General features: G+C 70.4%; 14 protein-coding genes and 1 pseudogene. 5 read left to right on the plus strand and 10 right to left on the minus strand.

The features are described 5' to 3' along the window. Positions 1-72 precede the first annotated feature (72 nt). From ACLBWJ_RS14835 to ACLBWJ_RS14855, 5 genes and pseudogenes are all read right to left on the minus strand, one after another. A pseudogene (locus ACLBWJ_RS14835) lies at positions 73-837 on the minus strand (ROK family protein); the annotation flags it as partial. Next, positions 834-1,799: a carbohydrate ABC transporter permease gene (locus ACLBWJ_RS14840; protein WP_282501411.1), complete on the minus strand. Its 966-nt coding sequence runs from the start codon at positions 1,797-1,799 to the stop codon at positions 834-836. The pseudogene ACLBWJ_RS14835 and the gene ACLBWJ_RS14840, both read right to left, overlap by 4 nt. Next, entirely contained in the window at positions 1,796-2,773 is a 978-nt protein-coding gene (locus ACLBWJ_RS14845; protein WP_274178946.1) for a carbohydrate ABC transporter permease, read from the minus strand. Before ACLBWJ_RS14845 ends, ACLBWJ_RS14840 begins: the two co-directional genes overlap by 4 nt. 59 nt (positions 2,774-2,832) lie before the next feature. After that, positions 2,833-4,092: a sugar ABC transporter substrate-binding protein gene (locus ACLBWJ_RS14850; RefSeq protein WP_274178947.1), complete on the minus strand. Its 1,260-nt coding sequence runs from the start codon at positions 4,090-4,092 to the stop codon at positions 2,833-2,835. A 94-nt stretch (positions 4,093-4,186) separates the two neighbouring features. Then, positions 4,187-5,335: an ROK family transcriptional regulator gene (locus ACLBWJ_RS14855; protein ID WP_274178948.1), complete on the minus strand. Its 1,149-nt coding sequence runs from the start codon at positions 5,333-5,335 to the stop codon at positions 4,187-4,189. 172 nt (positions 5,336-5,507) lie between these two features. Between ACLBWJ_RS14855 and ACLBWJ_RS14860 the strand changes: the two genes are divergently transcribed. The 3 genes from ACLBWJ_RS14860 to ACLBWJ_RS14870 all read left to right on the plus strand — a co-directional run bounded on the left by ACLBWJ_RS14860 (position 5,508) and on the right by ACLBWJ_RS14870 (position 8,029). Further along, positions 5,508-5,945 carry a hypothetical protein gene (locus ACLBWJ_RS14860; protein WP_269267931.1) on the plus strand — a complete coding sequence of 146 codons (438 nt, stop codon included), beginning with the start codon at positions 5,508-5,510 and terminating at the stop codon, positions 5,943-5,945. 123 nt (positions 5,946-6,068) lie between these two features. After that, positions 6,069-7,508 (plus strand): L,D-transpeptidase family protein, encoded by a 1,440-nt coding sequence (locus ACLBWJ_RS14865; protein ID WP_447660637.1) that lies wholly within the window; start codon positions 6,069-6,071, stop codon positions 7,506-7,508. Between the two features lie 68 nt (positions 7,509-7,576). Beyond that, positions 7,577-8,029: a GNAT family N-acetyltransferase gene (locus ACLBWJ_RS14870; protein ID WP_274178950.1), complete on the plus strand. Its 453-nt coding sequence runs from the start codon at positions 7,577-7,579 to the stop codon at positions 8,027-8,029. A gap of 75 nt (positions 8,030-8,104) precedes the next feature. Here ACLBWJ_RS14870 and ACLBWJ_RS14875 read toward each other — a convergent pair whose 3' ends face one another. Continuing rightward, entirely contained in the window at positions 8,105-10,321 is a 2,217-nt protein-coding gene (locus tag ACLBWJ_RS14875; protein ID WP_447660638.1) for an NADP-dependent isocitrate dehydrogenase, read from the minus strand. Positions 10,322-10,436: 115 nt separating this feature from the next. Between ACLBWJ_RS14875 and ACLBWJ_RS14880 the strand changes: the two genes are divergently transcribed. Both ACLBWJ_RS14880 and ACLBWJ_RS14885 read left to right on the plus strand, forming a co-directional pair. Beyond that, positions 10,437-11,417 carry an acetylxylan esterase gene (locus tag ACLBWJ_RS14880; RefSeq protein ID WP_354449981.1) on the plus strand — a complete coding sequence of 327 codons (981 nt, stop codon included), beginning with the start codon at positions 10,437-10,439 and terminating at the stop codon, positions 11,415-11,417. Then, the gene (locus tag ACLBWJ_RS14885) at positions 11,414-12,340 is read left to right on the plus strand and encodes an N-acetylglucosamine kinase (RefSeq protein WP_282501414.1); all 927 of its coding nucleotides are present in this window, start codon (positions 11,414-11,416) and stop codon (positions 12,338-12,340) included. The genes ACLBWJ_RS14880 and ACLBWJ_RS14885 overlap by 4 nt, the downstream gene beginning before the upstream one ends. Before the next feature lie 83 nt (positions 12,341-12,423). On the opposite strand, the gene ACLBWJ_RS14890 is transcribed toward ACLBWJ_RS14885, so the two are convergent. The 4 genes from ACLBWJ_RS14890 to ACLBWJ_RS14905 form a co-directional block, all read right to left on the minus strand. After that, the gene (locus ACLBWJ_RS14890) at positions 12,424-14,235 is read right to left on the minus strand and encodes an ABC transporter ATP-binding protein (protein WP_274178954.1); all 1,812 of its coding nucleotides are present in this window, start codon (positions 14,233-14,235) and stop codon (positions 12,424-12,426) included. Then, positions 14,232-16,067 (minus strand): ABC transporter ATP-binding protein, encoded by a 1,836-nt coding sequence (locus ACLBWJ_RS14895; protein WP_274178955.1) that lies wholly within the window; start codon positions 16,065-16,067, stop codon positions 14,232-14,234. Before ACLBWJ_RS14895 ends, ACLBWJ_RS14890 begins: the two co-directional genes overlap by 4 nt. Before the next feature lie 308 nt (positions 16,068-16,375). Beyond that, on the minus strand, positions 16,376-16,921 hold the full coding sequence (locus ACLBWJ_RS14900) for a methylated-DNA--[protein]-cysteine S-methyltransferase (protein ID WP_282501416.1): 546 nt from the start codon (positions 16,919-16,921) through the stop codon (positions 16,376-16,378). Beyond that, on the minus strand, positions 16,918-18,432 hold the full coding sequence (locus ACLBWJ_RS14905; RefSeq protein ID WP_274178957.1) for an AlkA N-terminal domain-containing protein: 1,515 nt from the start codon (positions 18,430-18,432) through the stop codon (positions 16,918-16,920). Before ACLBWJ_RS14905 ends, ACLBWJ_RS14900 begins: the two co-directional genes overlap by 4 nt. Positions 18,433-18,516: the final 84 nt, after the last annotated feature.

Raw genomic sequence — 18,516 nt, forward strand, 5'->3', positions numbered from 1 at the left:
GGGCGCGAGCTCGACCCGCTCGTCCAACCGCAGCGACCGCAGGAACGGCGACGCGCCGGCGGATGCGGCGAGAGCGGCCCGCACCGGGACGAGCAGCCGATCGGAGAGCGCGGCGACGCCCCCGCCCAAGACGACCACGTCGACGTCGGTCGTGAGCACCAGCAGCCGGACCGCCGCCTCGACGCCGCGCACCACGTCCGCTCTGATGCCGTCGGCGCGCTCGTCCCCCGCATCCGCAGCATCGAAGACCGCGAGCACGGGCAGCGGCGAGGAACCGCCCCAGCGCTCGGCGACGGCTCCCCCGCCGGCGAACGCCTCGATGCATCCGCGCTGTCCGCAGCGGCAACGGGGCCCATTCGGGTCGATGGGGATGTGCCCGACCTCACCGGCCGCGCCGCGCCCGCCGCGGCGCGGGCCCGTCTCGTCGACGATGCCCGCGGCGATGCCGGTTCCGAGGTTCAGGAAAGCGAGCGATCCTCCCCCGGCACGGAGTGCCCGGGCACCCACCGCCGCGTACCGCACGTCGTTGTCGATCACCGGTCGAATGCCGATCCGCGCCGCGACGGCTCCCGCGAGGTCGTACCGGTCGATTCCGAGGTTCAGGGCATGCTCGACGACGCCGCTGCCCGGCAGGATCTGCCCGGGCACGCCCACGCCGACCGCGACGACCGATTCAGCCCCCGCGAGGTCGGCGACGACCGCCGCGACGCCGTCGGCGACGACATCGCCGCCCCACCCGGTCGGCCGACGCAGCCGGGCGATCTCGTTGCCGTCGCCATCCACGGACACGGCGAGGATCTTCGTGCCGCCCACGTCGACACCGATGCGCAGCGTCATCCCTTCACGGCCCCCGACACGAGCCCGCCCGACATCCGCCCCTGCACGATGAGGAAGAAAATCACGACGGGGATCGAGATGAGGGTGGATGCCGCCATCACGGCGCCCCAGTTGGTCGCTGCCGTCGCCGACTGGAACGACAGCAGCCACGGCGGGAGCGTCAGGTTGTAGCCCTTCATGAGCAGCAACGCCATGGTGAACTCGTTCCACGACTGGATGAAGGCGAAGATGCCCGTGGCGACGAGTCCGGGCGCCAGCAGGGGGAACGTCACCTTCCAGAACGCCTGGGTGCGGGTGCACCCGTCGATCATGGCCGCCTCTTCGAGATCGGCCGGAACACCCGCGACGAATCCGCGCAGTGTCCAGATCGTGAAGGGGATGACGGCGGCGACGTAGACGATGCCGAGGCCGACGAGGGTGTTCATCAGGCGCCAGTCGTCGATCATGCCGTAGATCGTGAACATCATCGCCTCGCCCGGGATCATCTGCACGATGAGGACGGCGACGATGAACGAGCGCCGCCCACGGAAGCGGATGCGGGCCACGGCGATCGAGGCGAGGAAGGCCAGCACCAGCGTGATGACGAGCACGCCGACCGTCACCAGGGTCGACGAGAGGAGCCCGTGCACGAAGTCGGTCTGCCCCGGGGCCGCCTCGCGCGTCCATGCCGTGGCGTAGTTGCCGAGCGTGAAGTCGAAGGGGAGGAAGCTCGGGGTGCGGCTGATGATGCTCTCGCCGCGCGTGAACGACATGTTCAGCATCCAGTAGACGGGGAACACCGAGCACACGAACACGACGAGCGCGGCGAGGTTCAGTCCTGCGCGCGAGAGGATGCGGCGGCGCGGCGGTCGTCGCACGGCGAGCGAGCGCGGCCGGGGGCGCTTCGCCCGGCCCACCTCGCCGACGACCTCATCGACCCCGATCGTGCCGAGCTGGGTCGCCGGGGTGACCTGGGTGCTCACAGCTCCTCCTCCTTGAGCGTGGTGCGGATGTATCCCCACGAGAGGGTGAGGAGCAGCACGACCATGAGCACGCCGATCGCGCTCGTGACGCCGAACTCCCCCGGGCCCTGCCGGAAGATGTAGGTGCCGAGCACGTTGGTCTCGGAGATGAGGCCGCCACGCTGCTGCAGCGCGTAGACCTGCGTGAAGATACGGAGGTTCCAGATGACCTGCAGCACCACGACGACCGTCACGACGTTGCGCAGATACGGGAACACGACGAGTCGGAAGCGCTGCCACCCGACCGCGCCGTCGAGGGATGCCGCCTCGAGCACCTCGGCGGGGACCTGCCCGAGCGCCGCGTACAGGGTGAAGGCCGCGAAGGGCACGCCCTGCCAGACCACGATCACCGTCAGGACGAAGAAGAACGACCACGGGTTCGCCAGCCACGAGTGGTTGGTCCAGTCGGTCGAGCCGGTCATCGTGTTCAGCGCCCAGTTGACGATGCCGTACTGCGAGTCGAAGATCCATCCCCAGACCGTGGTCGCCGCCAGCGGCGGCATCGCCCAGGCGAGGAGGAGACCGAGCGAGACGAGGATGCGCCACCCGCGCCGCAGGCGCGTCATGAGCACCGCCACGAGGGCGCCGAGCCCCACGATCAGCACGGTCATGGCCACCATCAGCCCGAGACTGCGGACGAGGACGGCCGGGAAGTCGGACTGCGTGAAGACCTCGAGGTAGTTCTCGAACCCGATGAAGTCGGGAAGCGTGCCCTGCACCTTGTTGCGGATGGCGTAGTCGGTGAACGACTGCACGAGCATCAGTACGGCGGGGTACCCGACCATCACCCCGAGGATGATGAGCGAGGGGCCGAGGAGCGTCAGCGCGCCGACGTTGTCGCGGCGACGCCGAGACCGTTGCCGCGCGGTAGGCGGCGGCCCGTGCTTCGCCCGCGGCTCGGGCCGTCGCGGCGTTCGGGTGAGCACGTTAGTCATCGTGCTGTCCTCTCTGCGGTGTTCGTGGGGCGCGGACTCCCGCGCCCCACGACTCACGACTACTTGTTGAGGATGGCTTCGATCTGACCGTCGAGCTCGGTCGCGATCGCCGTGACGTCGCCGCCCTGCGCGATCTTGACGAGAGCGTCCTTGATCACACCGGAAGACTCGACCTCGGACCAGTTGGGGCTCGCCGGAACGGCCTTCGACGATGCGACGGCCTTCGCCGCCTCGACCGTGATCTCGTCATCGGGCAGGAAGTCGGCGAACGAGGTCAGCGCGGGGATGAGCCCGTTCTCGGCGAGGATCTTCTGGTACCCCTCCGAGAGGATGATCTTGAGTGCGGCCTCGGCCTTGTCGGGAGCGTCCGACTTCGCCGCGATAGCGATGTTCGAGCCTCCGGCGAAGACCGGAGCGACCTCACCGGCGGTCATGCCCGGAAGAGCGAACGCCTTCAGATCGGCGCCGACCGTCTCGGGGCAGCCCGGGGCCTTCGCGTCGTCGGCGGGCGCGAGGATCGACCACTTCACCCACGCCGGAGCCGAGAGGAAGCCGATCTCGCCGGCGCAGAACGGAACCTGCGGATCGGTCTCGTCCGCGTCAGCCGGCGCGGTCGTCGCGTTCTGGTAGACGTCCTGGAGCATCGTCAGACCGGCGATGCCGCCCGAGCTGGAGAAGCCGCCCTTCCAGGTGTCGCCGTCCTGCGTCGCGATCTCGCCGCCGTTCGCCCAGACGTAGGGCAGCGCGTTGTACCAGTCCTTGCCGGGGGCGTAGATGCCCGACTTGGTGGCGGTCGTCGCAGCGATGCCGTCGGCGACGTACTCCTCGAGCGTCGTCGGCACCTCGCCGCTGTACGAAGAGGGCGAGTAGAAGACGATGCGCGACCCCGCGTAGTAGGGAGCGGCGTACAGGCTGCCGTCCGCCGACCCGAGCTCGACGAAGCTCTGCAGCAGTTCGTCGCCGCCGAGGTCCGCCTGGAGGTCGGAGATGTCGAGGAACAGACCCTGATCGATGAAGCCGGGCGACTGCGTGTTGCCGACCTCGACGAGATCGGGCGCGTCGTTCGACGACAGCGCGGCGACGTAGTTGTCCGCGGTGTCGGCCCAGGTCTTCTCCTCGATCGTCAGCGTCCAGCCCTCGTTCTCTGCTTCGAACGTCTTCTTGAGGTAGTCGCGGGCGTCCTGAGGCGTGTCGGTGCCGACCAGCCATACGGTCAGGTCGCCGGTCTCGGCGCTCTGTCCCGCGTCGCCGCTCGCGCAACCGGCGAGCAGCAGGGCGGAGACACCGAGGAGCGACAGTGCTCCGAGGCTCTTCTTCATGGTGATTCCTTCTTCTCTGGTGTCGACGAGTCGGATGGCTCGCCCGGGTGTGGAGCTGGTGGTGCAGGTGGGGCTATGGAGCTGTGGAGCGAAGTCAGGAGACGCCGAGACGCCCTGACAGGACCATGACGGCAGCACCGCGCAGGACGATGTCCTGGCCCTGCTCCGTCATCCGCACCTGCAGCTCGTCGTGGAACGTGGCGAGCGTGCGTGTGCGCACCGTCTCGGCGGCGGCGCTCGCAAGCGTGCCGTCGAGAAGTTCCGCGGGGCCGGAGAGGACGATCTCCGACAGGTCGAGAGCACCCACGATGGGGGCCAGGGCGATGCCGAGACGTTCGCCCGCGTCTCGCAGCAGACCGTCGCGGTCGCTCGCGGCGCCGGCAGCGATACGCGCGGAGAGCGACGGAACCGAGATCCAGGCCTCGAGACATCCCACCTTCCCGCACGCGCAATCGGGGCCGCCGTCGGTGCCCACCGTCACGTGGCCGATCTCGCCGGCGGCCGAGCGCGCGCCGCGCAGCGGTTCGCCACCCGTGAGCAGGCCCGCACCGACACCGCGGCCGACCTTCACGAGGATGATGTCGTCGCCGGCACCGCCGAACGTGTGCTCGGCGAGCACTGCGGCGTTGGCGTCGTTGGCAACGAGCACCGGGGCGCCGACCGCCTCGCTCAGGATGCCGGTGAGGTCGAGGCGATCCCAGCCGAGGCCGGGTGCCGCGAGGACGACTCCGGTGTCATCGACGACACCGGGGGTGCCGACGCCGACGCCGAGCACCGGCGCGTGCGCGTCGTCCACCAGTGTTCGCGCGAGGTGCACGACCGCCGGCAGGATGTCGTCGCGGCCTCGGGGCACGGCGACCTCGTGACGAGCGACGATCTCGCCGTCGAGGGTCATCACCGCACCGAGGAAACGGTCGCTCCCCGAGAGGTCGAGGCCGACGATGCGGTGGCCGTCGCGAGCGAGGTCGACGAGGATCGCGGGCTTGCCCGGTCCGGCGGCCTCGCGGGTGCCTCGCTCACTGACGAAGCCGTCGCCGATGAGCTCGGCGACGAGGTCGGAGATCGTCACCCGGGTCAAGCCGGTCTGGCGAGCGAGGTCAGCACGGCTCATCGCTCCGCCGTGGAAGAGCCGTTCGAGCACGAGCGCGCGGTTATGCGCCCGAGCGTGCTCGGGCAGGATCTTCGCGCCCGGGCGCCGGGTGCGCGTCGTGCGCCGCGGGGCCTCGGTATCGGTGCTCGCCATGTTTGTTAGTAGACCTTACGAATGTGGCGGACACAAGAGTTGCGTCCAGGTTTGCTAGCGATGTTTACAAACCCGTTACATCCGCACATTGCCTCCCCTGCAGATGTCAAGGGGAACGTTCGATCGTCGCGCCTCCGTAGGGTGGAGAGATCGCTGCATCGAGGAGAACCCCATGAACCGTCGCCTGACCGCCCTCACCGTCACCGCGCTGGCGCTCGTCGCCCTGACCGGGTGCACCGGCGGAGACGGCTCCGCTGCTGGGGGCTCGACCCCCGCAAGCACCCAGTCGGTCGAGGAGGCGTGCACCCAGGTCAACGACGTCATGACCGAGGCGACGCAGGGAATCCAGGAGATCGACCCCTCCGATCCCGCCGCCGCCGCCGGCGCGCTGCGCACGATCTCGGACGGCATGGGCGACGCCGCCGCCCAAGTGACGAACGAAGAGGTGTCCGGCATCCTGCCCGACCTGCAGACGGCGTTCTCCTCGGCCGCCGAATCGATGGAGGCTGTGGCCGCCGGTGACACCGATCGTGCGACGGAGCTCACCACGGCGCTGAGCGACGTGCAGGGCAGCATCGACACCTACACCGAGCTCTGCGGCACGGAATGACGCATCGGCGCGATCCGGATCGCGCCGCCAGATAACGCTCTGGTTTCACTCAGGCCGCTCTCCGAGTGCCTTCGCGTACCATAAGAACCGAGTGCGCTTTCACGCGCAGACGGGGGTACAGCGGTGACGGATGTCGCGTCGAAGCATGATCACGAGAGCACGGCCGAGCGAGGCACGCCCTCGGACGATGCCGGGCAGCGCGTCGAATGGGCGCCCGTGGAGCCGGCGCCCAAGAAGCGGCACCTCGGCTTGTGGATCGGCATTCCCGTCGGCGTCGTCGCGCTCGGCGGCGCCGCCGCATCGCTCTTCTTGATCGCCCCCGGCACCTCGATCGGCGGTGTTCCCGTCGGTTTCATGACGCCGGGCGCCGCTGCGGCCGCCGTACAGGACCGCCTCGATCAGACCACTGTCACGCTCGGCGAGGGCGGAGACAGCGTCTCCGGTGCGGATCTCGGAGCACAGGTCGACGGCACGCAGCTCGCTTCCTCCGCCTTCGACGCGCGGCCCGCCTGGAACATCACCCAGTGGTTCGGCGAGCCCATCGCTGCTCCCGTGGCCCTCGATGAAGCGACGGCCACCACCGCCCTGCGAGGCGCCGCGGGCGACCTGTACGTCGAGCCTACGGCGGCATCCGTCTCCTTCGACGGCTCGTCGTATGTCGTCAGTCCCGACGTCCCCGGTGCGGGCGTCGACCCCGAGGCGGCCCGTGCGGGCCTGCAGAGCGCCTTCGACTCCGGCACGACCGACGCGGTCATCGACCCCGAGCTCACGCCCGTGACGGCGCTGACCACCACCGCCGCGGCGGAGGAGGCCGCCGCTTCGCTGAACAGCATGCTCGACGGCGTCGGCTTCTACGTCGGCGACGAGCGCACGGTCCCCGTCGACCGCGCGACGGCCGCGAGCTGGCTCACGGTCAGCACGAAAGACGACGGCTCGTTCGAGATCACGGCCGACCCCGCCGCCATCCAGCCCGTGGTCGACACCCTTCCGGGGCTCGTCGATCGGGCGCCCGTCAACGGCGTGGTGTTCGCCAACGCCGCGGGTGAGGTCATCGACGACTCCGACGCCGGCCTCGACGGTCGCACGCTGAGCTCGACGGACGGCATCGCCGCCGGATTCGCGGAGCAGCTCGCGACGGGTGATGCCGCCTACCGCCTGCCCGTCGAGGTCGTCCCCGTCACGACGGAGACCATCACACGGCTGCTCGAGGTCGACCTGAGCGAACAGCGCCTCTACCTCAAGGAGAACGGCGCCGTGGTCGACTCGTGGCTCGTCTCCACCGGCCGCCCCGGCGCTGACACCCAGACCGGCTACTACACGATCGGGTGGAAGACTCCGCGCCAGGACATGCGCGGCACCGCGGCCGACTCGGGCGTGAGCTACGTCCAGCCCGATGTGAAGTGGGCGATGTACTTCAACGGCGACCAGGCGTTCCACGGCGTCTACTGGCACAGCAACTGGGGCAACCGGATGAGCGCCGGCTGCGTCGGGATGCCCGACTCGCGCGCCGCCCAGATCTACGAGTGGGCTGTCGCCGGAACCGACGTCTACGTCCACGCCTGATCGACGCATCCGGGCCCATCCCCCGATCGACCGATGCGCGGTCGATCGATCACCGTTAGCCTGTGACCATGGCTGACCTCCGAGTGGAAGAACTGTCGGCGTCGACGATCGTCGCGGTGAACAACCTGTCGCTGAAGCCCGGGCAGGAGCGATTCGTCGTGCCCGAGAGCTACGCGATCGCGGCGACCGTGGTCGACCCGGCGACCTCGTGGCAGCGCGTGATCCTGGACGGTGACGAGGTCGTCGGCTTCGTCAGCGCGGGCTTCGACCCCGACGCGCCGCACGAGCACTTCCGCTCGGTGCTGTGGCGCATCAACGTCGACGCCGACGACCAGGGCCGCGGTGTCGGACGGTTCGCCGTCGAACAGCTCGTCGACGAGGCGCGCAAGCGAGGCTTCGACTGCCTCAACGTGATCTACGAGGCCGGAGAGGGCGGGCCCGAAGCGTTCTTCACCCGTGTCGGCTTCACGCCGGTCAACGAGACCGAGTACGGCGAGGTCGTCGCCGAGATCCGCTTCTGACGGACTCCCCCACGCACGACGCGAAACGCCCCGGGCGCCGAAGCGGCCGGGGCGTTTCGCTGTGTCAGAGCGGAGTCAAAGCCCGTCGATGATGCCGTTCAGCGTCGCCGAAGGCCGCATGACGGCCGCGACCAGCTCGGCGTCGGGACGGTAGTAGCCACCGATCTCGGCCGGCGAACCCTGCACCGCGATCAGCTCCTCCACGATCGCCGTTTCGTTCGCGGCGAGGGTCTCGGCGACCGGCGCGAAGGCGGCGGCGAGTTCGGCGTCGACCGTCTGAGCCGCCAGCTCCTGCGCCCAGTACAGCGCGAGGTAGAAGTGGCTGCCGCGGTTGTCGATCGTGCCGAGTGCGCGACCCGGCGACTTGTCCTGCTCGAGGAACGTGCCGGTGGCGGCATCCAGCGTGTCGGCGAGCACCTTCGCGTGAGCGTTGCCGGTGTACTCGGCGAGGTGCTCGAACGACGCCGCGAGGGCGAAGAACTCACCCAGCGAGTCCCACCGGAGGTAGTTCTCGGCGACGAGCTGCTGCACGTGCTTCGGAGCCGAACCGCCCGCGCCGGTCTCGAACAGACCACCGCCGGCCAGCAGCGGGACGATCGAGAGCATCTTGGCGCTCGTGCCCACCTCGAGGATCGGGAAGAGGTCGGTCAGGTAGTCGCGGAGCACATTGCCGGTGACCGAGATGGTGTCCTCGCCGCGGCGGATGCGTTCGAGCGAGTAGCGCGTCGCGTCGGCGGGAGCGAGGATCTCGATCGTGAGCCCGTCCGTGTCGTGCTCGGCGAGGTAGGTCTTCACCTTCGCGATGAGGTTCGCGTCGTGGGCACGGTTCTCGTCGAGCCAGAACACGGCGGGCACGCCCGTCGCACGCGCGCGGGTGACGGCGAGCTTGACCCAGTCGCGCACCGCGACATCCTTCGTCTGCGTCGCGCGCCAGATGTCGCCCGCCTGAACCTCGTGCGACAGCAGGACCGACCCGGACGAGTCGACGACCTCGACGGTTCCGGCGGCCGGGATCTCGAAGGTCTTGTCGTGCGAGCCGTACTCTTCGGCCGCCTGCGCCATCAGGCCGACATTGGGCACCGAGCCGATCGTGGCCGGGTCGAGCGGGCCGTGTTCGATGACGTCCTCGATCGTCGCCTGGTAGACGCCGGCGTAGGAGGAGTCGGGGATGACGGCGATCGTGTCGTCCTCGCCGCCGTCGGCGCCCCAGAGCTTGCCGCCGTTGCGGATGAGGGCCGGCATCGAGGCGTCGACGATCACGTCGGAGGGCACGTGCAGGTTCGTGATGCCCTTGTCGGAGTTGACGTACGACAGACGGGGCCCGGAGGCGATGGCGGCCTCGAAGGCGGCACGGATCTCGTCGCCGTTCGCGAGCTGCGAGAGGCCCGCGAGGATGGCGCCGAGGCCGTCGTTGGGGGTGAGGCCGGCAGCGGCGAGGTCATCGCCGTAGCGAGCGAACACGTCGGCGAAGAAGGCGCGGACGACGTGGCCGAAGATGATCGGGTCGCTGACCTTCATCATCGTCGCCTTCAGGTGCACCGAGTACAGCACGTCGTCCGACGCGGCCTGCGCGACCGTGTCGGCGAGGAAGGCGTCGAGGGCTGCGGCCGAGAGGAAGGTCGCGTCGACGACCTCGCCCGGCAGCACCTTCAGGCCCGACTTCAGCTCGGTGACGGTGCCGTCCTGAGCCGTGAAGCGGATGGCGAGGACGTCGTCGCCCTCGATGACCGTCGAGGTCTCGTTCGACTTGAAGTCGTCGTGGCCCAGCGTCGCGACGCGAGTCTTCGACCCGTCGGCGATCGGCTTGTTGCGGTGCGGGTGCTTGCGGGCGTAGTTCTTGACCGAGAGCGGGGCCCGGCGGTCGCTGTTGCCCTCGCGCAGCACGGGGTTCACGGCGGAGCCCTTGATGCGGTCGTAGCGTGCGCGCACGTCCTTCTCGTCGACGTTCTGCGGCTCGTCCGGGTAGTTCGGGATGTCGTATCCCGCGGCCTGAAGCTCGGCGATGGCCGCCTTCAGCTGCGGGATCGAGGCCGAGATGTTCGGCAGCTTGATGATGTTGGCCTCGGGCAGCGTCGCCAGGCCGCCGAGCTCGGCGAGGGCGTCGCCGACCTGCTGCTCGGGCGTGAGGTTCTGCGGGAAGGCGGCGAGGATGCGACCCGCGAGCGAGATGTCGCGGGTTTCGATGGCCACGCCGGCCGCACCGGCGAAGGCCTCGACGATGGGCAGGAAGGAGGCGGTGGCCAGTGCCGGCGCCTCGTCGGTGTACGTGTAGATGATGGTCGAGTCGGGCACGTGTCGTCTCTCCAAAAAGCGCGTCGAGGGTCGTTCCTCAGCGTATCGCACGGGGGTGGTTCTCTCGATGTCGAGATATCTCTCACGGCTCCGGGCTTCGCGCTAGGGTGAGCGCGTGCCGCGCTTCGATCTCTCGCTCGCCGAACTCCAGGACTACCGCCCGGAGGTGAGCGAGCCCAGCGATTTCGACGATTTCTGGTCGGCGACGCTCGCGGGCTCGCGTGAGGCCGGCGGTGAGGTGACCGTGTCCGCGGCATCCGAGCTGTACGCGACGGTCGACGTGCACGACGTCACCTTCCCCGGGTACGGCGGTGATCCCGTGAAGGCCTGGCTGATCCTCCCCGCGCATCGCGAGGGCCCGCTGCCGGCGGTCGTGGAGTTCGTCGGCTACGGCGGCGGACGCGGCCTGCCGACCGAGCGGCTCGCCTGGGCCACTGCCGGGTACGCCTCGTTCGTCATGGACACCCGCGGACAGGGCAGTGTGTGGGGCAGCGGCGGCGAGACTCCCGACCCCCACGGCTCCGGCCCCGCCGTGCCCGGCTTCATGACGCGCGGCATCGAGTCGCCCGAGACCTACTACTACCGGCGCGTGTTCACCGACGCCGTGCGCGCGGTCGACGCGGTGCGGTCGCTGCCGGAGGTCGACGCCTCACGGGTGTCGGTCACGGGCGGCAGCCAGGGCGGCGGCATCGCCATCGCGGCCGCCGGCCTGAGCGACGGACTCGTCGCGGCGATGCCCGACGTTCCCTTCCTCTGCCACTTCGAGCGCGCCATCGGTTTCACCGGCAGCGACCCCTACCAGGAGGTCGGGCGCTGGCTCGCCGTGCACCGCGGCGCCGAGGCGCGGGTCTTCGAGACGCTGTCGTACTTCGACGGCGTGAACTTCGCCCGCCGCGCCGACGCGGCGACCCTATTCTCGGTCGGACTGCTCGATCCGGTGTGCCCGCCCTCGACGGTCTACGCCGCGTTCAACGCCTACGGCGGCGCGCACAAGGAGATGTCGGTCTTCCCCTTCAACGAGCACGAGGGCGGCCAGGGATACCAGTGGGAGGCGCAGGCGGGCTTCCTGCGCCGCGTGCTCGGGGGCACCCCGTGAGCGAACGACGCGTGCTCGCGATCGACGCGGGGCAGAGCGGCATCAAGGTGCGCGCGACTGCGGCATCCGGTGAAGACCTGCTCTTCCCCGGCATCCGGACCGGTGAGCCGCTGCTCCCCCAGCTCGCCGCCGTCGTCGCCGAGACCGCGGCGCGCACAGGCTCGCCCGCTGACATCGTGGTCGCGGGCATCTCGGGGCTGACCGACGCGAACGCCGACGCCGACGCGATGCTCGCGCTCACGGCGGCGCAGGGCGTGCGCGGCGTCGTGCTCGCCCACGACTCGACGACCTCGTTCCTCGGCGCGCTCGGTGACCGACGCGGAGCCGTCGTCGCGGCCGGAACCGGAGTCGTCACGCTCGCCGTCGGCGCGGAGACCACTGCGCGCGTCGACGGGTGGGGGTGGATCATGGGCGACGCCGGCAGCGGCTACTGGATCGGCCGCCAGGCCCTGGATGCCGTGATGCGCGCCTACGACGGCCGGGGGCCGACGACCGAGCTGACGGCGACGGTGTCGGACCGGTGGCCTGACCTGTCGCAGGCGTACATGAGCCTGCAGGCCGATCCCGATCGGGTCCGCGTCGTCGCGAGCTTCGCCGCCGTCGTCGCGCGCGCCGCCGTCGCCGGTGACACCGTCGCGCAGGACATCTCGGTCCGCGCCGCGCACGAGCTCGCGCAGAGCGTGCGCGCGGCGATCGCCCAGGTGCGCACCGACGAGGAGACCTTCCCGGTGTGCGCGATCGGCGGCGTCTTCGGTTCGATCCCGCTGCTCGAGGCCTTCACCGCCGACCTGCACACGGGCGACGCATCGGTGCGCCTGGTGGCGCCCGTCGGTGTCGGCATCGACGGCGTGATGGCCCTCGCCGATCTCGACACCTCTCACCCCCTCGCCGCGGTCACCCACCGCGCTGGCGACATCCGCTGACCGGCACCGAAAACGCACCGTTACGCCGAGAACGCACCACCCCCGGTACGTTCTCGCGGGGGCGGTGCGTTCTCGGCGTGAGCTCAGACGAGCGACTCGCGCCAGGCGCTGTGCAGCTGGGCGAACTTGCCCGTGCCGGCGATGAGCGCGGCGGGGGTGTCGTCCTCGATGATGCGGCCGTGCTCCATCACGAGCACCCGGTCGGCGATGGCCACCGTCGACAGGCGGTGCGCGATGATGATCGCCGTACGGTCGGCCAGCAGCGTGCCCAGGGCCTCCTGGATCTGCCGCTCGCTCGGGATGTCGAGCGACGCCGTCGCCTCGTCGAGGATTAGCACCGCCGGGTCGGCGAGGAAGGCTCGCGCGAACGAGATCAGCTGACGCTGCCCGGCCGACACGCGCCCGCCGCGCTTGTTGACGTCGGTTGCGTATCCGTCGGGCAGCCGCTCGATGAACTCGTGCGCCCCGACGGCCTTCGCCGCCGCCTGGATCTCATCCATCGTCGCGTCGGGCTTGCCGAGCGCGATGTTGTCGGCGACCGTCCCGCTGAACAGGTAGGCCTCCTGCGTGACCATGACGATCGCGCGGCGCAGATCTTTCGGATGCAGCCGGCGCAGGTCGACGCCGTCGAGCGTGACCCGCCCCTTCGTGGGGTCGTAGAACCGCGCGACGAGCTTGGCGAGCGTCGACTTGCCCGCACCGGTCGTGCCGACGAGCGCGATCGTCTGCCCCGCGGGCATGTCGAGCGCGAAGTCGGGCAGGATAGTCACGGCATCCGAGTAGCCGAACGTCACGTCCTCGAACCGCAGGTGCCCGCGGGCCTCCCGCAGCTCGACGGGATCGGTCGGGTCGGGGACCGTCGGGTCCTCCTCGAGCACACCCGAGACCTTCTCGAGCGCCGCCGTCGCCGACTGGTACGAGTTGAGGAAGAAGGCGACCTCCTGCATGGGCGCGAAGAAGTTCCGCACGTACAGCACGGCCGACAGCAGGAACCCGAGACTCAGCGTGCCGTCGACGACCCGGAATCCTCCCCAGGCGAGCACGAGGGCGAGCGAGACGGATGCCACGGCCATGAGCGCCGGCTCGAACGTTCCGAACAGGCGGATCGAGCGCATGTTGACATCGCGGTAGTCGCTCGAGAGCCCCCCGAACTCTGCGTCGTTCGCGGGCTCCTTGCGGAAGGCCTTGACGGCCCGGATGCCGGTCATCGACTCGACGAACTTCACGATCACCTTCGCGCTGATGACGCGCGACTCGCGGTAGACGACCTGCGACCGCAGGTAGAACCAGCGCATGAGCAGGAACAGCGGGATGCCCATGACCGCGAGGATGACGCCCGATTGCCAGTCGAGCAGCAGCAGCGCAATGAGCGTGAACCCGCCGTAGAGCAGACCCGAGACGAGCTCATTCAGGCCGCCGTCGAGCAGCTCACGGATGGTGTCGAGGTCGCTCGTCTGGCGCGAGATGATGCGCCCCGACGTGTACGACTCGTGGAACTCGAGGCTGAGGCGCTGCGTGTGGCGGAAGATGCGCTTGCGCAGGTCGATCATGACCGCCTGGGTCAGACGTGCCGCGACCACGGCGTACCAGCCGATGAGCGCTGCGCCGCCGACGGCGGTGATGAGGAAGACGACGACGACCGCGATGGTCGGCATCCAGTCAGCCTGCTCCTGCACGGCCGGCAGCGCGTTGGCGATGCCCCAGCCGACGAGCGCGGGGCCCGCGACGCGCAGCGCGGTCGAGATGACGAGCACGACCGCCGCCAGCGCCAGCTGCATGCGCAGCGGGGAGACCAGCGACCCGAGCAGACGCAGCGAGCGTCGCCGGATCTCTCGGCTCTCCTCGCGGGTGTAATCGGAGCGGTCCTCGCCGCTCGTCCCGGTGACGGTGCTCACAGGGTCACCTCCGTTTCATCCTGTCGTTCCTGCTCGTGTCGGTCCTGCTCGTCCTCGAGGCTCGAGATCACGTGCCGGTAGTGCTCGCTCGTGCGCAGCAGCTCGGAGTGGGTGCCGACCGCGGTCACCCGCCCCTCCTCGAGCAGCGCCACACGATCGGCAAGGGTCACGGTCGAGGGGCGGTGCGCGACGATGAGTGCCGTCGTGTCGGCCAGCACCTCGCGCAGCGCATCTTCGACGAGCGCCTCGGTGTCGACGTCGAGCGCCGACAGCGGGTCGTCGAGCACGAGCACGGCCGGGCGCGCGGCCACGGCTCGGGCGAGCGCCAGGCGCTGCCGCTGTCCGCCCGACAGGCTCAGCCCCTCTTCGCCGATGACCGTGTCGACGCCGTTCGGAAGGGAGTCGACGAAGTTCGCCTGCGCGACCGAGAGAGCCTCGCGCATGACGCGCTCGGCCTCCTCGCTGCCGCGTTCGAGGTCCTCGCGACCGAGCAGCACGTTCTCTCGGACGGTCTGCGAGAACAGCGTCGCGTCCTCGAACGCCATGCCGACGTGACGGCGCAGCTCGTCGAGCCGCAGGTCGCGCACGTCGACGCCGTCGAGCAGCACGCGGCCTCCCGTGACGTCGTACAGGCGCCCCGGCAGGGTCGTGAGCGTCGTCTTGCCCGAGCCGGTGAGTCCGACGAGCGCCATCGTCTCCCCCGGCCGCAGCGCGAGGTCGATGCCGTCGAGCAGGTCGCGCTCGCTCTCGGGGGCGTCCTGGTACCGGAAATGAGCGCCCTCGAAGACGAGCTCGCCGCGCGGCTGCGCGATGGTCGCGGGGTTCTCGGGGTCGACGATGGTGTTCTGCTCGTCGAACACCTCGAAGATGCGGTCGGTGGCCGTCCGTGCGTCGACGAGGAACGAAAAGAGGAACCCGATCGACTCGACGGGCCAGCGCAGGATCGTCGCCATCGCGAAGAACGCGATCAGCGAGTCGACGCCGAGCTCGCCCGCCTGCACGAGGTAGATGCCCGCGCCGAGGCACAGGGCGAAGGCGATGTCGGGCAGCAGCACGAGCCAGAACCAGATCCAGCCGACCGCCTTGGCCTTCTTGACCTCGGTCTCGCGCAGGGTCTCGGCCTGGCGCGTGAACTTCTGCAGGGCGTGTCCGCCGCGGCCGAACGCCTTCAGCACGCGGATGCCGTGGACCGACTCCTCGACGGCTGTGGCGAGGTCGCCCGCCTGGTCCTGGCTCTGCCGGGAGAGCAGGCCGTAGCGGTTCTCGAAGATGAATCCCGCGATCCACAGCGGCGCCGAGACCACGACGAAGATCGTGCCGAGCAGCCAGTGCCACCGGAACAGGATGATCGAGCCGACGACGATCGTGAGCATGTTCACGACGAGCAGGACGATGCCGAAGGCGAGCCAGCGACGGATGAGGCTGATGTCCTGCATCATCCGGCTGAGCAGCTGACCCGACTGCCAGCGGTCGTGGAAGGCGACCGGCAGCCGCTGCAGGCGCGCGAAGAAGTCGGTGCGCAGTTCGTACTCGACCTTGGTCGCCGGGGCGAGGACGAACCAGCGGCGCGCCCAGACCATGAGGGCCTCGAGCAGACCGAGGGCGAGCACGGCGCCGGCGCCGAGGACGATGAGCCACGGGTCGCCCGAGTTGATCGGGCCGTCAGGGCCGACGATCACCTCGAGGACGAGCGGGATGCCGAGAGCCAGCAGGCTCGCGATGAGCGCGCTGGCGAAGCCGAGGCTCAGCCGGGGCAGCACCGGTTTGGCGAAGGGGAGCAGACGCGCGAGCGCGCGCGGCGTGGACAGACGAGGGGGCGTCGAGGAAGTCATGATCCTGAGGTGTGTCGAGCGGATGCCGAAGACGGCGAGGGGCGCGCGCGAGCGCGGCGAAGCGGGACCGGGGCCCCGCGGGAGGAAACGTCGGAAGCGGCGAAGCGCTTCCCGGAGCTACCGGGCGATTCCTCCGCGTGCGGGGCGTCCGTCAACCATGATGAGGAGAGCGACGGACTTCGTGATGACGATGGCCGGGGACATGGCTTCCTCCTGAGGTCGAGCGGACAGAGCACCCGCTGCACACACGGGAGCCCTCCAGGCTATACCTGAGTATTCGCTGAGTGCAAGGAAAAACTGGCGCCGGCTCAGCCGCTCAGCCGCGCCTCGCGCGTCAGGAGACTCTGCTTGACCTCGACGCCCCAGGCGAACCCGCCGAGCGCCCCACCGGTGCGGAGTACGCGGTGGCACGGCACGAAGAGGGCCGCGGCGTTGCGCGCGCAGACGGATGCCGCGGCACGCACGGCTCCGGGAGAACCGAGCGCCGCCGCGAAGCCGGTGTAGGTCAGCGGCTCGCCCGGCGTGATCCGCCGGAGCGCCTGCCAGCCGGCGCTTTGCATCGCCGTGCCCGACTGGCGCACCGGCACCGCGTCGATCGCCGCGAGGTCGCCGGCGTAGTACGCGGCGACCGCGGCGGCGGCATCCGTGCGGGCCTCGACGACCCGCATGGGGCGGGCGGCGGGCCGGAGCCGATCGACGATCGCGACCGGGTCGGCCGTCCACCCCGACGCGAGCACCTCGCCGCGCGCCTCGAGGATCGTGAAGGGACCGTCGGGCGTCTCGACCGTCTGGATCGAAGCGGTCTCGACCCGGGTGGCGTCGATCGGGGCGGGGGCGTGGGAGACGGCGGTCATGCTCGGGCCTTTCGGGACGGCGGGAGGGTCGGCTCGGTCGCGCTTTCGCGCCACGCCTGCGTGACGGGGGCGGCGTACCAGAGGTGGGCCATGAGGTAGCTGCGCCAGGGGGCGGCGCGTTCGGCCCAGGCGACCAGCTCGGACGGGCCGGCGGGGATACCGGCGGCGGCCGCCCCCGCGCGTGCCGCGACGTCGCCGGGCAGCAGGATGTCGGGGTCGCCGAGCACCCGCATCCGCACATAGTCGGCGGTCCAGGGGCCGATGCCGGGCAAGGCGAGGAGCGCCGCGCGCTGCTCGTGCGTGTCGTCACCGGGAGACAGCCGCAGCGAGCCGTCGGCGAGCGCGGTGGCGGCGCCGACGATCGCCCGGATGCGCGCCCCGGGCCCGCGCAGCACCTCAGCGCCGCGCTCGGCGATCGCCGCCATCGTCGGGAAGAGTGTCGCGGGGCCGGCGGCGGTCTGGACGGGCTCGCCGAGCTCGGCGGTCAGGCGCCCCTGCACGGTGCGGGCGGAGGCGACGCTGATCTGCTGGCCGATCATCGCGCGGATGAGCATCTCGTCGGGGTCCATCGCCGCGGGCAGGCGGACGCCCGGGATCCTCGCCACGAGAGGCGCGAGTGCGGGATGCCGCGCGAGGGCCTCGTCGATCGCCGTCGGATCGGCGTCGAGGTCGAACAGCCGCCGGACCCGCGCGATGAGGGTGGACAGGTCGGCCAGCGAGGCCAGCTCGGCGCGCAGGCGCACGCGCCCCGCGTCATCCTGGCGCACCTCGAACCACGCCGGTCCCCCGGCGAGACGGATCACGCGGGCGAACGAGCGTTCGTCGCCCGACTCGACCCCGGGGATGGCGTGGGCCCGCATCCATCCGAAGAGGCCCGCGGCGTCGAACGGCTCGCGCACCGGGAGGACGAGGTCGATGCGGCCCGGCATCCGCTCCCCCGCCTGCCGGCGCGCGCGCAGCTGGCCGGGAGGCATTGCGAAGACCTCACCGACCGTCTCGTTGAACTGCCGCACGCTCGCGAACCCCGCGGCGAAGGCGACATCGGCGATGGCGAGGTCGGTGTCGACGAGCAGGGCACGTGCGGTGTGGGCACGGTGCGCGCGGGCCAGCGCGAGCGGGCCGGCCCCCAGCTCCGCGGTGAGCAGTCGGGTGAGGTGACGCGACGAGTAACCGAGGCGCGATGCGAGCCCCGGAACGCCCTCGCGGTCGACGACCCCGTCGGCGATGAGACGCATCGCTCGCGCGGCGAGGTCGCCGCGCAGGTTCCACTGCGGCGACCCGGGCGTGGCCTCGGGCAGGCAGCGTTTGCACGCGCGGTATCCGGCCTCGTGAGCGGCGGCGCTCGTCGGGTAGAAGGTCACGTTGGCGGGCTGAGGTGTGCGCGCGGGGCAGCTCGGGCGGCAGTAGATGCCCGTCGAGCGCACCGCCGTGACGAACTGGCCGTCGAAGCGGCGGTCGCGCGCGTCGATGGCGCGATACCGCTCGTCGAAGGTCATCCCGTCACTGGTCATGCCCCCAGCCTGACACGCTCCGCCGACACCGGCTCGCGGAAATCGGACACGACCGTTCCGAGGTTTTGCTGCGTCGACTCGCCA

This window comes from Microbacterium sp. M4A5_1d (genome assembly GCF_053345465.1).